This is a genomic window from Desulfobotulus sp. (assembly GCF_034006065.1).
Taxonomy (GTDB): Bacteria; Desulfobacterota; Desulfobacteria; order Desulfobacterales; family ASO4-4; genus Desulfobotulus.
Genome location: NZ_JAVETM010000035.1, coordinates 1 through 13,616, shown reverse-complemented (window position 1 = coordinate 13,616; position 13,616 = coordinate 1). Strand labels below are relative to the sequence as shown.

The following is a 13,616-nucleotide window of genomic DNA, read 5'->3' as shown; positions in this document are numbered from 1 at the left end:
TTTTCGTGGTCATCGGCAACCTTCATGGGTGTATGCATGGATATTGCGACGATTCTGGGTATTGTTTCGGCCTTTGGCCTTGTGGGGCTTGCTGTTTTCATGGGAGGCGGCCTCTTGTTTTTTTTCAATTTTGAGGCCTTTCTCATCGTGGTGGGTGGAACACTGGGAGCGACCCTGATTCATTATCCTGCAAGGGATATCTTTCCTTTGTTCCGGTCTGTACTGAAAACCCTTTTTCCCCCGCCCTTTCAGGGAGAAGTGCGCATTGCCGCCCTGGTGGCCCTGGCGACCCAGGCCCGTAAGGAGGGGATTTTAAGCCTTGAGCGCATTGCCGCAGACACGGAAGATCCTTTTTTGAAAAAGGGCCTGCAGCTGGCCGTGGATGGCCTGGATGCCAATCTCATCCGGGAGATCCTGGAAACGGATCTGGAGTCTGCGGGAGAGCGCCATGAGTCCGGAGCGGAAGTTTTTGCCACCATGGGGGGATATGCCCCAGCCCTGGGTATGGTGGGTACGCTCATTGGGCTGATTCAGATGCTCCAGAATCTCCATGACCCGGACGCCATCGGGCCAGGCATGGCCGTGGCCCTTCTCACCACCTTTTACGGTGCCCTTTTGGCCAACCTGGTCTTTCTGCCCCTGGCGGGTAAGCTCCGCGCCCTGGATCGCCAGGAAGCCCGGGAACGGGAAATGGTTCTGGATGGGGTGATTTCCCTGGCCAGGGGAGAAAATCCCAGGGTTCTGGAATGGCGCATGCGGGCCCATGGGCTGCGGCCACCTGGTTTAAGGAAAAAGGCATGAAGAAAAGGGGCGTCCTTTTTTTTAACCGGGTACTCTGGGTGACGCTCTTTCTCATTCTTCTGGCTTTTTTTGTTTTTCTGAATACCCTCTCAAAGCCCGACCCCCAGCGCAGGGACCGGGTGCAGCATTCGGTGCGTACAGGTTTTGGCGCTTTACCGGAAATGGGCGCAGCCAGCCCCGGCGTGTGGCGGCATCGTTTTCATGACAGGGGCGTTATGGAATTGACGGACCTGGTTTCACGGTGGGGCCCCGAAGGCGCTGTGGCCGTGGATGCGGGAGGGGCGCTGTGGATCCGTCTGCCCCTGGGAGGCCTTTTTCCGGAAAATGCTGCAACCCTGTCCGGAGAAGGCAGGCGGCTTGTGGAAAGCCTGAAACCTCTTCTGGTCTCTTTTGGCCCAGGCGGGCGTGTGATGGTGCATCTGGCGCGGAGTGCCGCACGGGATGAGGCGGCTGCGTTGCGCCTTTCCCTGCTGCGGGCCCTGACCCTGGCCGAAGCCCTCGGTTCTGACGTGACGGCCTGGGGTTTCGGGGATCTTGTGCCGGAATCTGCCTATGGCCTTGGACGGGATGCGCGCAACGATCGCGTGGTTCTGGTTTTTCCAGGTGCGGCATCGGATTCCGGAGGCAGTCTGTTGTTCAGGGATTTCATCTTCCGGATTTTTTCGGAGGGGGCATGGTAAGAAAGGCAAAGGGGCCGCAGAAGTCCCCGGATACGGGCTGGATGGATACCTTTGCAGATCTTCTTTTACTGCTGATCACTTTTTTTGTTCTTCTTTTTGCCATGAGCGCCCTGGATGCGGAAAGACTGCGGGCGGCCTTTTCCTTTTTTGTGCGGGATGAGATGGTGGAAGACCGGGATGAGGGCCGTCTGGCAGGTTCCCTGAGCCTGCACCTGCGGCGGAAGATGGCGCATCTGCCTGCTGGGGCCTGGTCCTTGGATACCCATGGGGAAGGGGTGCGCATCTATCTGGAATCCGATGGCCTTTTTGACGCAGAAAGTTTCCGGCTGAGGCCGGATGCAGGGCCTTTTCTCGGGGCCATGGCCGATGTGCTCCGGCCCCTCAAAAGACGGGTGCTGGTGCAGGGATACCCGGACGGCGGCATGGCAGGGGAGGCTGCACGGGCTCTGGCTCTGGAAAGGGCGTTGGCGGTGCGGCACTACCTCGTGCACGCCCAAGGCCTGCCTGCCCATGACCTGGGCCTTGCCGTGGACAGCGCCTTTCCCCTTCTTTACGGGGAAGGAGACAGTCGGCAGCGGGCCTGGAACCGGCGGGTGGGGTTTGTGATTCTGGAAGAAGGGGATGTGCGGTAGGCGTGGACCTGCCCGTGGGAAAAGGGCATGGATGAAGGAAGGCGGTTTTCATGGCCAAAAAAACAGATCAGACGCCTGAAACGAAAAAAAAGACAGGTTCCGGCCGGAAAGAGGGCCAGGGTCTGAAAATGAAGCGGCCCCCCCGCTGGGTTCTGCTCCTTTTGGTTTTTGTGGGCGTTCTTGTTGTGGGCACGATGCTTGCATTTTTTCTTTTTGCCGGAAAAAAGGAGCCCGAACCTGTGGTGGAAATTGCCATGCCGGAAAGTCCGGATCGCATTCCAGGGCTCTGGCAGTTGCCGGTAATGGAAATTCCTGTGCGTGTGGAAGGGGAGATCCGGCTTCCTCTGCGCTTAGGGATTGCCATCCTTGCCGCCGAAGGACCGGACACCATGGTGGCGCTGCTTCGTCAGCGGGAAGCCATTACCCGGGCGATTCGCAGCCATGTGGAAAAGGGAAAGGCGGAAGACTGGGAAAGTGTGGCGGGAAAACTGCGGCTGAAGTATGATCTCACAACGATCGTGAGCGGTGTTGGCGGGGCATCCCATGTCAGGGCCCTGTATATTACGGACTATATGATCCTTTGGCCCATATGAAAAGGGGAGCGCTGACAGGCCATGAGTGAAATCCTGACCCAGGAAGAGGTGGACAGCCTTTTAGAAGGCTTAAGTTCCGGTAAGGTGGAGGCGGAAAAGGATGCGCCCGTGGATGCGGAGGGCATCGGCCAATATGATTTCTCCAGTCAGGATAAGGTGATCCGTGGGCGCATGCCCACCTTTGAGGTAATCAATGAGCGTTTTGCGCGGGAGGTGCGCTCAAGCCTTTCCATGCTGCTGCACACCAACGTGGATATCAGTTCTGAATCCCTCGACACTCTCAAGTTTTCCGAATTCGGCCGTTCCCTTCCCGTACCGACCAGCCTCCATGTGTTCCGCATGGATCCTTTGCGTGGTCATGCCCTTCTGGTTCTGGAAAGCCAGCTGGTTTTCAACCTCATAGACACCTTTTTTGGTGGCAAGGGCACGGGTAAAGCCAAGGTGGAAGGCCGGGAGTTCACCACCATTGAAGAGGTGATGATACGCAAGGTGGTGCTTTCCTGCCTGGAAGACCTGAAAAATTCCTGGGCGCCGGTGGAGCCCATTCAGACCACCCTGGTGCGCAGTGAGGTGAACCCCCAGTTTGCCACCATTGTTCTACCCACGGATCTTGTCATTGTGACGCGTTTTGAGGTGGAGCTGGAGCAGTCCGCAGGAAAGCTTGTGCTCTGTCAGCCCTATGCCATGATTGAGCCTCTGCGCCATAAGCTGGCATCAGGCTTTCAGGCGGAAACGGAAGATGTGGATTACACCTGGCAGCGGCGTCTTAAGGAGATCATTGTGGAGTCGGATGTGGTGGTTTCCGTGGAATTGGGCCGGGCGGAAATCACAGGGGAGCAGCTCATCACCATGAAGCCGGGGGATGTGATTCCCCTGGACCAGGATGCGGAACATCCTCTGACGGCTTATATAGAAGGCATTGCCAAGATGAAGGGCTTTGCCGGTGTACAGCGTGGATTCCAGGCTTTCCGTGTTACGGAGAAGCTCACGCTTTTGCAGTAAACGACAAAAAGAGACAAAACCGATCTTTGTTTGTAACTATTCAACAAATTTTCCCCTCTCCCGGAGGGCCAGGGGTGAGGGAAGAAAGCAATAAAAGGTACCTTGCCCATTGGCTTTTTCCAGTGATTTTAAAAAGCTGTCAAAGTCAGGAGGGCTCTGCTGAATGGTTACTTTTGTTTTTACCTGAAGAGGTCTGGGGGGTGTGATGGCGGAGAGAAAGCCGGAGGATCAGGGCGTTGAAAATGAAGAGGCTTCCGTGGATATTGCGGAAAGGGATCTTGCTTTTATACTGGATATTCCCCTTGAGCTTTCCGTGGAGCTGGGCCGCAGTCGGATGCTGGTCAATGACCTTCTTCAGCTGGGACAGGGCTCCATTGTGGAGCTGAACAAGCTTGCGGGCGAACCCCTTGAAATTTATATCAACCGCAAGCTGGTGGCCCGTGGAGAAGTGGTGGTGGTGAATGAAAAATTCGGGGTTCGTCTGACGGATATCATCAGCCCCATGGAGCGGGTGCGGACCCTGGCCTGATGGGATTGTAAGGAGAAGATTATGGAACAGGGCCTGGGAGCAGGGGCTCCGGACTTGGGAATGCTGGTACTCAAAGGAGGAGGCGCTCTGATTCTTGTTCTGGGCCTTTTGCTTTTGACCTTGTACCTCATGCGCCGCATGGGAGGTGGGCGGGGCGTATCGGGTCGGATGCGCATGCTGGATGTTCTGCAGGTGGGAACAAAGGAAAGGGTGGTGCTGGTGGCGGTTCGGGACAGGGAGTTGCTTCTGGGGGTAACCTCTGCTTCCATCCGGACCCTTGCGGAGTTTCCGGGGGAGGAGAAGGAGATCCCGGCCCCGGAGCCGGGTTTTGGCGCTTTTCTGAGAGGGGCTCTGGGGAAAAAAGAAAAGGCTGGGGAAGCTCCGGAGGCCGGGCATGGGCGCTGAAGAAGGGGCGTTGAAGGAAAAAGGCAGAAGGCCTGGCAGAAGGCTGGGGATGTTTCTGATTTTTTTTCTGGGAGGCCTGTTTTTTCCCCTCCTGGCCCAGGCCGTGACCTTTCCCATCCCTTCCATCCGCATCGGCGTGGAAGAGGCCACAAGCGCTCAGGATGTGGCCGTGGCCCTGGAGGTGCTGGCGCTTCTCACCATCCTGACCCTGGCTCCTGCCATTCTGGTGCTCATGACCTCCTTTACCCGCATTGTGGTGGTCTTTCATTTTCTGCGTCAGGCCATCGGCATCCAGACCAGCCCGCCCAATCAGGTGGTAATCGGACTTTCCCTCTTTATGACCTTTTTCATCATGAAGCCCGTGTGGACAGAGGTCTATGAAAAAGCCCTTGACCCTTACCTGGAAGACAAAATTACCTATCAGGAGGCTTTTGAAAATGCCCAGAAGCCTCTCAGGGATTTCATGCTGGTTAATACCCGCGAAAAGGATCTGGCCCTTTTCATCAAGGTGGCCAAGGCGGAAAAACCGGAAAACCGGGAAAGCGTCAATCTTTTGCACCTCATTCCCGCCTTTGTGATTTCGGAGCTGAAAACGGCTTTTATCATTGGTTTTGTGATTTATGTGCCCTTTCTCATCATTGACATGGTGGTGGCCAGCGTGCTGCTTGCCATGGGGATGATGATGCTGCCGCCGGTCATGATTTCCCTGCCTTTCAAGCTCATGCTCTTTGTTCTTGTGGATGGCTGGCACCTCATTGCAGGCTCCCTGATCCGAAGCTTTGCCATTCCTTAAGGAAAGGAGGAGTTCCATGACGCCCGAATTTGTTGTGAGCTTTGGTCAGGAAGCGGTGTGGCTGACCCTTCTCATCGGCGCGCCGCTTCTGCTGGTGGGGCTTGGGGTGGGGCTGATTGTCAGTATTTTTCAGGCCGTGACTTCCATCCAGGAGATGACCCTTTCCTTTGTGCCGAAAATCATAGCGGTGTTTCTGGCCCTTCTTTTTTTTGCGCCCTGGATGCTGGAGAAAATGACCAGCTATACGGCGAGGGTCATTGAAAACATTCCCATGTACATCCGCTGATTTTCCATGGAAATTCTTAATCTTTTCGCCCCGGATGAAATGCGGCATTTTCTCCTTGTTTTGACAAGGGTGTCCGTGATTCTGTTCCTTTTCCCTTTTTTTGGCAGCAATTCCTTTCCAGCCCTGGTTAAGGCCGGGCTTTCCCTTTCCATCTCCCTTGTGCTTTTTTCCACTGTTGCCACATCGCCCAAGGCCTTTCCGGACCAGGTGCTGCTGGCTCCGGTGCTGCTGGTTTCCGAGCTTTTTGTGGGGCTTGTCATTGCCCTTGTGGTGCGTCTTTTTTTCGGAGCTGTGCAGATGGCGGGGCTGCTCATTGGTTTTCAGATGGGTTTTTCCATGATCAATGTCATGGATCCCCAGTCCGGAAGTCAGGTTTCTGTCATGGAACAGCTGGGCTACTGGACCGTACTCACCCTGTTTATCCTTCTTGACGGGCATTACATTCTGCTTTTGGCCCTGGTGGAGAGCTTTCATATGGTACCGCCCGGCGGTTTTGCCCTGCCGCCGGTTTTTTTCAACCAGGTCATGTCCATGACAGCCGCCATGTTTGTCACAGGCATCAAGATCGGCGCGCCGGTGATTGTGGCCCTTCTTTTTGTGGATATGGCCTTTGGCATCACAGCCAAGTTCGCGCCTCAGATGAACGTGCTCATCATCTCCTTTCCTGTGAAGATTGCCATGGGCCTTGTGTTCTTCGGGGCCGCCTTTGAAGTGATCCTGCGGTTTTCCAGGGTGTATATCCAGGATTTTCCGGGGATTCTGCGTTATCTTTTACAAATGTTCGGCAGCGGATAGGAGGCGGGTATGCCGGAGGACAGCGGACAGGAAAAAACCGAGGATGCGACCCCGAAAAAGCGCCAGCAGAGCCGGGAAGAAGGGCAGGTGGGCAAAAGTGTTGAGGTGCCTTCGGTCCTTGTTCTTCTGGCCAGCGTGACCACCCTCTATGCCTTGTCCGGTTTTCTTTACCAGCGCATGACCGGGGTTCTGTACAGCTCCCTTCATTTTTCCAAGATTCCGGAAGTGCATGTGGAGCAGGCCCTGTTCTGGATGAAAACCTATTTCTGGCAGAGTTTCTGGATGCTGGCCCCTTTGCTTCTTGTGGTTTTTCTTGCCGCTTTTCTGTCCAACGCCTTTCAGGTGGGGTTTGTCATTGCCTGGAAAGCCATTGAGCCCAAGCCGAGCAAGATTGATCCTATCAAGGGATTGGGTCGTATTTTCTCTAAAAAAAGTCTCATGGAGTTTTTTAAAAGCATTCTGAAGATCACCATTATTTTTTATGTGTCCTGGCGGGCGGTGAAGGCGGATGTCCCGAACATGATGCGCCTTTATGACCATGATGTGGCTGTCATTCTGCTTTTTATGGTGAAGCTTTCCTTTAAGATTTTTCTGTGGGTGCTGCTGGCCATGGTTTTTGTGGCCCTTCTGGATCTGATTTTTCAGCGTTGGAATTTTGACCAGGAAATCAAAATGACCAAACAGGAGGTCAAGGATGAGAGTAAGCAGACCGAGGGGGATCCCCAGATCAAAAGCCGTATCCGCCAGCTGCAGTTTGAGGCGTCCAAGAAACGTATGATGCAGGATGTGCCCAAGGCCGATGTGGTGGTGACCAACCCCACTCACATTGCCGTGGCCCTGAAATACGATGCCCTGAACATGCAGGCTCCCCAGGTGCTGGCCAAAGGAGCGGGAAGTATGGCCGAGCGCATCAAGGCCGTGGCCCGGGAAGCCGGGGTGCCCATTGTGGAGAATAAGCCTCTGGCACGGAACTTGTTTCAGATGGTGGATGTGGGCCAGTCCATTCCCGGTGACCTCTACCAGGCTGTGGCCGAAGTACTGGCCTATGTGTACAAGCTGAAGGGCAGGCACTGATCGGTGGAGTGACGGAATTCGGGCGGTGTCTGTCAAATACATGACGAAAACAGGGGCATGCCATGGCTGAGGCAGGGGGTATTTTTCAGGGACTGAAGCGGGATTCTTCGGATGTGGTGATGATCCTCGCCGTGGTGGGCATTCTCCTTGCCATGCTCCTGCCTGTGCCCGCCTTTCTTCTGGATTTTTTTCTGGCCCTTAACATCACCCTTGCCATCATTGTGCTTATCACCACCATGTACACGAAAAGCTCCCTGGAGTTTTCCGTTTTTCCCACCATGCTTCTTGTGCTCACCCTGTTCCGGCTTGCCCTGAACGTGGCTTCCACCCGGCTTATTCTGCTCCGGGGCAATGAGGGCCCCCAGGCTGCGGGTGCTGTGATTCAGTCCTTTGGTAATTTTGTGGTGGGGGGCGATTATGTGGTGGGGATGATCATCTTTGTCATCCTTGTACTGATCAACTTCATGGTTATCACCAAGGGTGCGGGGCGTATTGCGGAAGTGGCCGCCCGCTTCACCCTGGACGCCATGCCGGGCAAGCAGATGGCCATTGATGCGGATCTCAATGCAGGGATCATTGATGAAAAGGAGGCCAGGGAGCGGCGCAAGACCATAGCCAGGGAATCGGAATTCCACGGGGCCATGGACGGTGCCTCCAAGTTTGTCAAAGGCGACGCCATCGCAGGGATTATCATTACGGGCATCAATATTGTGGGTGGGCTTACCATTGGTGTGTTAAACGGCATGCCCGTGGCAAGGGCGGCCACCAACTATACCCTGCTCACCGTGGGCGATGGCCTGGTTTCTCAGATTCCGGCGCTCATCATTTCCACGGCCGCAGGCATTCTGGTGTCAAGGGGCGGAGACGAAGACCGCCTGGGTCAGGCCTTTTCCAAACTGATTTTTTCTAAAACCACGCCCATTTATGTGGCCTCTCTCCTGGTTTTTGCCCTGGGTCTGGTGCCGGGGCTTCCGGGGATTCCCTTCATGAGTCTGGGGCTGGCCCTGGGTGGAGCTCTCTACCTTCTCACCCGGGGTAAAGCCGAAGAAGCGGCGGAAAAGGAAGCGGCTGCGGCGGAAGAAGCCGCAGCTCCCGCATCCGGACCTGAAGAGGTGGAGCACCTGCTCAGCCTGGATGCCATGGAGCTTGAGGTTGGCTACGGACTCATTCCCCTGGTGGATACTTCCCAGGATGGCACCCTGCTCAGTCGTATCCGTTCCATGCGGCGGCAGTTTGCCTCTGAGATGGGCATTGTGATTCCGCCCATCCATATCCGGGACAACCTGAACCTCCGGCCTGCGGAATACCGCATGCTCATCAAGGGTGTGGAAATGGCCCGGTATGAGCTGATGGTCAACCATGTGCTGGCCATGGATCCCGGAGACGTGAGCCGCCGTATGGATGGATTTCCCACCACGGAACCGGCCTTTGGCCTGCCCGCCATCTGGATTCCCGGAGACCGGGAGGAAGAAGCCAAGTTTTCCGGGTATACGGTGGTGGACAACTCCACGGTGGTGGCCACCCATCTTACGGAGATCATCCGCAGCCACGCGGCGGAGCTTCTGGGCAGGCAGGAGGTGCAGCACCTTCTGGACAACCTCGCCAAGACCAGCCCCAAGGCTGTGGAAGAACTGGTGCCTTCGGTGATGAGTCTTGGCATGGTACAGAAAGTGCTTCAGAATCTTCTTGCGGAGCGGGTGTCCATCCGGGATCTGCTCACCATCGTGGAAACGCTTGCGGATTACGGAAGCATGAGCAAGGACCCGGATCTTCTCACGGAATATGTGAGGCAGAAGCTTTCCCGCTCCATCCTGGCAGGCCACATGGGGCCGGGCGGCAACCTGCCTGTCCTGACCCTGGATCGCAAGGTCGAGGAAAGCCTGACCAAAAGTATCCAGAACACGGAACATGGCGCTTACCTTGCCGTGGACCCCCGGATGGCCGAACAGCTCATGGATGCCATACGCGCGGAAATGGATAAGGCCCTGAATCAGAATATTCAACCCGTATTGCTCTGCAACCCCAGCCTGCGACGCCATCTTCGGCGTCTTCTCGAGCAGGCGCTGCCCTCCCTTGCGGTGACCTCCCATGCGGAGATCGTCCAGAACGTCAACATTCAGGCCGTTGGAAAGGTGACCCTGTAAAATGAGCATAAAAACGTTTCGGGCGTCTTCCATTCAGGAGGCCCTGGCGCAGGTGAAGGCGGAGATGGGTTCGGATGCGGTGATTCTGTCCACGCGTAAGGCTGCGCGGGATCCGAGGAACCCTTACGCCGGAGGTTTTGAGGTCACGGCCACGGTGGATGAAGCGGTAAAGCCTTCCGTGAGAAAGGATGCTCCCATCCGGAACTTACGTCTGCGCACAGCAGCCGGGACTGCCCGACCTGGGATCAGGGCCAGGGAGAATGGGGTTTCCCCCAAAGAGTCTTTGCCGGAAGAACCGGATGTGGCGGCGGTGCTGGATGCGGTGAAGGCAAGTGTCCCTTCTCCGGGTATGCCGGGTGGGGTGGGCTGGCAGCAGGTGCAGCATGAGCTGGTGAGTATCCGGGATATGCTTTTTCTGCTGCAACAGGGAGATGGCATTCCGGAATTCATCACCCATCAGCCCGAAAGTCTTGGCCTGTATACCCGGCTTGTGCGTACGGGTCTTACGGAAAAAAGGGCCAAACAGCTGATGGAAAAGGCGGCGCAGTCCGCAGGCGCTGGGAAGGAAGCCCTTTCCCGTCGGGTTTTTGTGGAAATGATGGCCCTCATTGAGGGCATGCAGCCCTTTGAGGCTGTGGCGGGGCAGCGGTGTGTGGCGGCCTTTGCCGGACCCACGGGGGTGGGTAAAACCACCACCATCGCCAAGCTGGCTGCGGATCTCAGCCTGAAACAAAAAAGACGGGTGGGGCTGATTTCCGTGGACTCCTATCGCATCGGCGCCCTGGAACAGCTGAAGACCTACGCAGGCATCATGGGGCTGCCCTGCCTTCCCGCCTTTAACCGGGAAGATCTGCAGACAGCCCTGCGGCAGATGCAGAACAGGGATGTGATTCTCATTGATACGGCGGGGCTTTCCCACCTGGATTATGCACGCATGGAAGAACTTGCGGAACTTCTGGGAGGGCGGCAGGCCATCAGCACCCATCTGGTGCTCAGTGCTGCCACGGGCCGGGAGAACATGCAGGAGGCTGCGGAGAACTTTGCAAGGCTTTCTCCGCGTTCCTATGTGTTCACCAAGCTGGATGAGACCCGCAAGCGGGGGGGGCTTCTCGACCAGCTGGCGGAGTATCCCCTGCCCGTGTCTTATGTGACGGACGGACAACGGGTGCCCGAAGACATTCATCCTGCGACCCGAAAGGGCCTTTTACAACGGATTTTTGAAACCACAGGTTCCTTGTAAGGGCCTCTGGCCTGCAGAAAGAAGGGAGAAAAGGGTGGACCAGGCAACGAGTTTACGAAAAATGATCAGTGGGCAGGGTGTGCAGCGCAGGCCTCTGGCATCCCTGACTTCCGAGGGGCAGCCCCGCGTGATTGCGGTGACCAGCGGCAAGGGCGGGGTGGGCAAGACCAACCTTACGGCCAGCCTGGCAAGGGCCTTTGCGGAGATGGGCAAGGAGGTACTCATTGTGGATGCGGATCTGGGGCTTGCCAATATGGACATTCTTTTTGGCATCCGTCCGCCCTTTCACATCGGTCATGTGCTGAACGGAGAGAAAAGCCTGGAAGAGGTTCTGGTGAGCCCTTCGGAAAGGATACGGATTCTGCCCGCAGGCTCGGGAACCAGTGAGCTGACCCAGCTCACCGAAGGCCAGAAACTGACCCTTCTGGGAGAGTTTGAGGCATTGGATCTTGCAGCGGATGTGGTGCTCGTTGACACAGGGGCCGGGATTTCTAAGAATGTGCTGTATTTTAATCTGGCTGCGGATGAGTGCCTGCTGGTGGCCACGGCGGAGCCCACCTCCATCACAGACGCCTATGCCATGATGAAGGTGATGAGCGTGGAGCATGGGGCCAGGCATTTCAAACTTCTGGTAAACATGGTAAGCAGTGTGAAGGAAGCCAAACAGGTTTTTCTGACCCTGAATCAGGCTGCGGGTCGTTTTCTGGACGGTGTGGTGCTGGAGTATGCGGGGCATGTGTCCCAGGATCCTTTATTGCGGAAATCCGTGCAGGAGCGTAAAACCGTTCTCACAGCCTACCCCCAGGCCGAGTGCAGTAAGCAGATCCGGAATCTGGCCAAAGTTCTTCTCAAATCCCCCCGACGTCACGATGGCGAAGGCAATATCAAGCTGTTCATGAAACGTTTTGTGGCCCTGTCGCCGGGGTAATCTGTTGTTTCTTTCGGATCTGTTCCCATCACGCAGCCTTTGCATACAGGCTTTTTTCCGTGCCTTCTGGACCGGCTTTCTGGCCCATGCAGCGCATGCAACGGAGCAGCATATATGACGCAGAAGGATCCTGCAAAGGACGCAGCAGTATCAAAAGAGCCCCTCTCCCCCCAGGAGCGGGAGGCCTTGGTGGTGGCCCATGCGGACCTGGTGCGCAGTGTGGCGCTGCGTATTTCCATGCGCGTACCCCAGTCTGTTTCCCTGGATGAGCTGATGAGTGCGGGAAGTCTTGGGCTTCTGGATGCTGTGGACAAGTTTGATCCGGAAAAGGATGTGCGGTTCCGAACCTATGCCCAGTTTCGCATCAAGGGTGCCATTCTGGATGAACTGCGCAGCATGGACTGGTACTCCAGATCCCTGCGCAAGAAGGCCCAGGATGTGGAAAAGGCTGTACTCAGCGTGGAAAGGGCCCTGGGACGACCTGCGGAAGACGTTGAAGTGGCCGAGGCCATGGATCTGTCCCTGGAGAGTTACCAGGATGTGCTGACGGAAATCCATGGTGCGGCCCTGCTTAATCTGGATGCCAGCATACGGGATTCCGAAGGGGAGAATGGCGGGGGTAAAACCTTTCAGGATCAGCTCATCGGTACGGACAACCCCGAAGAAAAACTGGCGGAAGAGGAGCTGAAAGCCCGGCTGGCGGGCATCATCGCCACCCTTTCCGAAAAGGAGCAGATGGTGCTGTCGCTTTATTATTTTGAGGATCTCACCTTAAAGGAAATCGGTGAGGTACTGGAGCGCACCGAATCCCGGATCTGTCAGATTCATTCCGCAGCCCTGGTGAAGCTGCGTGCGCGGCTGCGGGGGATGACAGTGGATGTCTGAGACCCAAGTCTGTGAAAAAGGGGCGGGCCATGGCGGAAAAAAACGGAAAATCCCATGGGGATGGGATCCGGCAGGATGATATTGATGATCTTCTCCGGGGTATGGATGGGGAAGAGGGATTCAATACCATCTCCCAGGACGAGATTGATGCGATTCTTAGTGCGGGGACGGAGAAAAAGCCTTCATCAGGCCTGTCCTCTTCTCGGGAAAAAGGGGCGGGTGAAGGGCAAGGCTTCCCATCCGGGATTCCGGATGCGGAAAAGGGCCGCGAAGAAGCGGGCTTTGACACGGTCAGCCAGGAAGATATCGACGCCTTTTTGCGGGGAGATTTTGATCCTCCCCAGCCCGAGGTGGGGGGGCCTTCTTCCGCACCCCTGGGGCAGGGAGCTGAACCAGAGCAAAGCGATGTTTTTGCTTCCGGTATGGTGGGGCAGGCGGACATTGACGCCCTGTTTGCGGATGCCGGACTGACGAGTTCCGGAGCCGGGCAAAGGGCTTCGGAAAAAACCTCTTCCCCGCCTGCTGCGGAATCCTTTGAAAGCGAGACTCTGAGTCAGGATGACATTGAGGCCCTGCTTTCCGGTGCAGATCTTTCTCCAAAAAAAGCGCCTTCCCCGCCTGCTGCGGAATCCTTTGAAAGCGAGACCCTGAGCCAGGATGACATTGAGGCCCTGCTTTCCGGTGCAGATCTTTCTCCAAAAAGAGCGCCTTCCCCGCCTGCTGCGGAATCCTTTGAAAGCGAGACTCTGAGTCAGGATGACATTGAGGCGCTGCTTTCCGGTGCAGGTTCTTCCCCTGAAAAAGCACCTTCCCCGCCTGCTGCGGAATC

Annotated in this window: 16 protein-coding genes; all 16 read left to right on the top strand. The window is 56.3% G+C overall.

The features are described 5' to 3' along the window. The first annotated feature begins 36 nt into the window (after positions 1–36). Positions 37–801: a flagellar motor protein gene (locus tag RBR60_RS12455; protein ID WP_320357251.1), complete on the top strand. Its 765-nt coding sequence runs from the start codon at positions 37–39 to the stop codon at positions 799–801. After that, the gene (locus RBR60_RS12450) at positions 798–1,481 is read left to right on the top strand and encodes a hypothetical protein (RefSeq protein ID WP_320357249.1); all 684 of its coding nucleotides are present in this window, start codon (positions 798–800) and stop codon (positions 1,479–1,481) included. The genes RBR60_RS12455 and RBR60_RS12450 overlap by 4 nt, the downstream gene beginning before the upstream one ends. Then, positions 1,475–2,113, top strand: coding sequence for a flagellar motor protein MotB (locus tag RBR60_RS12445; RefSeq protein WP_320357247.1), 639 nt, complete (start codon positions 1,475–1,477; stop codon positions 2,111–2,113). The genes RBR60_RS12450 and RBR60_RS12445 overlap by 7 nt, the downstream gene beginning before the upstream one ends. A 50-nt stretch (positions 2,114–2,163) precedes the next feature. Further along, positions 2,164–2,706: a flagellar basal body-associated FliL family protein gene (locus RBR60_RS12440; RefSeq protein ID WP_320357246.1), complete on the top strand. Its 543-nt coding sequence runs from the start codon at positions 2,164–2,166 to the stop codon at positions 2,704–2,706. 21 nt (positions 2,707–2,727) lie between these two features. Beyond that, a complete protein-coding gene (fliM, locus tag RBR60_RS12435) occupies positions 2,728–3,708 on the top strand; it encodes a flagellar motor switch protein FliM (protein ID WP_320357243.1) in 981 nt (326 codons plus the stop codon). Positions 3,709–3,913: 205 nt separating this feature from the next. Further along, positions 3,914–4,237, top strand: a complete 324-nt coding sequence (gene fliN, locus RBR60_RS12430; RefSeq protein WP_320357241.1) for a flagellar motor switch protein FliN — start codon at positions 3,914–3,916, stop codon at positions 4,235–4,237. A gap of 21 nt (positions 4,238–4,258) precedes the next feature. Further along, the gene (gene fliO / locus RBR60_RS12425) at positions 4,259–4,642 is read left to right on the top strand and encodes a flagellar biosynthetic protein FliO (protein WP_320357239.1); all 384 of its coding nucleotides are present in this window, start codon (positions 4,259–4,261) and stop codon (positions 4,640–4,642) included. Beyond that, a complete protein-coding gene (gene fliP, locus RBR60_RS12420; RefSeq protein WP_320357237.1) occupies positions 4,632–5,435 on the top strand; it encodes a flagellar type III secretion system pore protein FliP in 804 nt (267 codons plus the stop codon). Before fliO ends, fliP begins: the two co-directional genes overlap by 11 nt. A gap of 16 nt (positions 5,436–5,451) precedes the next feature. After that, positions 5,452–5,721: a flagellar biosynthesis protein FliQ gene (gene fliQ, locus RBR60_RS12415; RefSeq protein WP_320357235.1), complete on the top strand. Its 270-nt coding sequence runs from the start codon at positions 5,452–5,454 to the stop codon at positions 5,719–5,721. 6 nt (positions 5,722–5,727) lie between these two features. Continuing rightward, positions 5,728–6,516, top strand: coding sequence for a flagellar biosynthetic protein FliR (fliR, locus tag RBR60_RS12410; protein WP_320357233.1), 789 nt, complete (start codon positions 5,728–5,730; stop codon positions 6,514–6,516). A 9-nt stretch (positions 6,517–6,525) separates the two neighbouring features. Then, positions 6,526–7,590, top strand: coding sequence for a flagellar biosynthesis protein FlhB (flhB, locus tag RBR60_RS12405; protein WP_320357231.1), 1,065 nt, complete (start codon positions 6,526–6,528; stop codon positions 7,588–7,590). 62 nt (positions 7,591–7,652) lie between these two features. After that, complete coding sequence (gene flhA / locus RBR60_RS12400) at positions 7,653–9,734, top strand: flagellar biosynthesis protein FlhA (RefSeq protein ID WP_320357229.1); 2,082 nt, start codon at positions 7,653–7,655, stop codon at positions 9,732–9,734. 1 nt (position 9,735) lies between these two features. Continuing rightward, positions 9,736–10,974 (top strand): flagellar biosynthesis protein FlhF, encoded by a 1,239-nt coding sequence (gene flhF, locus RBR60_RS12395; protein WP_320357227.1) that lies wholly within the window; start codon positions 9,736–9,738, stop codon positions 10,972–10,974. Positions 10,975–11,008: 34 nt separating this feature from the next. Next, positions 11,009–11,902: a MinD/ParA family protein gene (locus RBR60_RS12390; protein ID WP_320357225.1), complete on the top strand. Its 894-nt coding sequence runs from the start codon at positions 11,009–11,011 to the stop codon at positions 11,900–11,902. Positions 11,903–12,016: 114 nt separating this feature from the next. Next, a complete protein-coding gene (locus RBR60_RS12385; RefSeq protein ID WP_320357223.1) occupies positions 12,017–12,787 on the top strand; it encodes a FliA/WhiG family RNA polymerase sigma factor in 771 nt (256 codons plus the stop codon). 29 nt (positions 12,788–12,816) lie between these two features. Then, positions 12,817–13,616 (top strand): hypothetical protein (locus tag RBR60_RS12380; protein WP_320357221.1); only part of this gene is annotated, 800 nt, incomplete at its 3' end.

Coding starts and splice junctions, on each gene's coding strand:
- flhF (WP_320357227.1), top strand. CDS start 9,736: ATGAGCATAAAAACGTTTCGGGCGTCTTCCATTCAGGAGGCCCTGGCG.
- fliN (WP_320357241.1), top strand. CDS start 3,914: ATGGCGGAGAGAAAGCCGGAGGATCAGGGCGTTGAAAATGAAGAGGCT.
- flhA (WP_320357229.1), top strand. CDS start 7,653: ATGGCTGAGGCAGGGGGTATTTTTCAGGGACTGAAGCGGGATTCTTCG.
- fliR (WP_320357233.1), top strand. CDS start 5,728: ATGGAAATTCTTAATCTTTTCGCCCCGGATGAAATGCGGCATTTTCTC.
- flhB (WP_320357231.1), top strand. CDS start 6,526: ATGCCGGAGGACAGCGGACAGGAAAAAACCGAGGATGCGACCCCGAAA.
- fliP (WP_320357237.1), top strand. CDS start 4,632: ATGGGCGCTGAAGAAGGGGCGTTGAAGGAAAAAGGCAGAAGGCCTGGC.
- fliO (WP_320357239.1), top strand. CDS start 4,259: ATGGAACAGGGCCTGGGAGCAGGGGCTCCGGACTTGGGAATGCTGGTA.
- RBR60_RS12385 (WP_320357223.1), top strand. CDS start 12,017: ATGACGCAGAAGGATCCTGCAAAGGACGCAGCAGTATCAAAAGAGCCC.
- RBR60_RS12440 (WP_320357246.1), top strand. CDS start 2,164: ATGGCCAAAAAAACAGATCAGACGCCTGAAACGAAAAAAAAGACAGGT.
- RBR60_RS12455 (WP_320357251.1), top strand. CDS start 37: ATGGATATTGCGACGATTCTGGGTATTGTTTCGGCCTTTGGCCTTGTG.
- fliM (WP_320357243.1), top strand. CDS start 2,728: ATGAGTGAAATCCTGACCCAGGAAGAGGTGGACAGCCTTTTAGAAGGC.
- RBR60_RS12450 (WP_320357249.1), top strand. CDS start 798: ATGAAGAAAAGGGGCGTCCTTTTTTTTAACCGGGTACTCTGGGTGACG.
- RBR60_RS12445 (WP_320357247.1), top strand. CDS start 1,475: ATGGTAAGAAAGGCAAAGGGGCCGCAGAAGTCCCCGGATACGGGCTGG.
- fliQ (WP_320357235.1), top strand. CDS start 5,452: ATGACGCCCGAATTTGTTGTGAGCTTTGGTCAGGAAGCGGTGTGGCTG.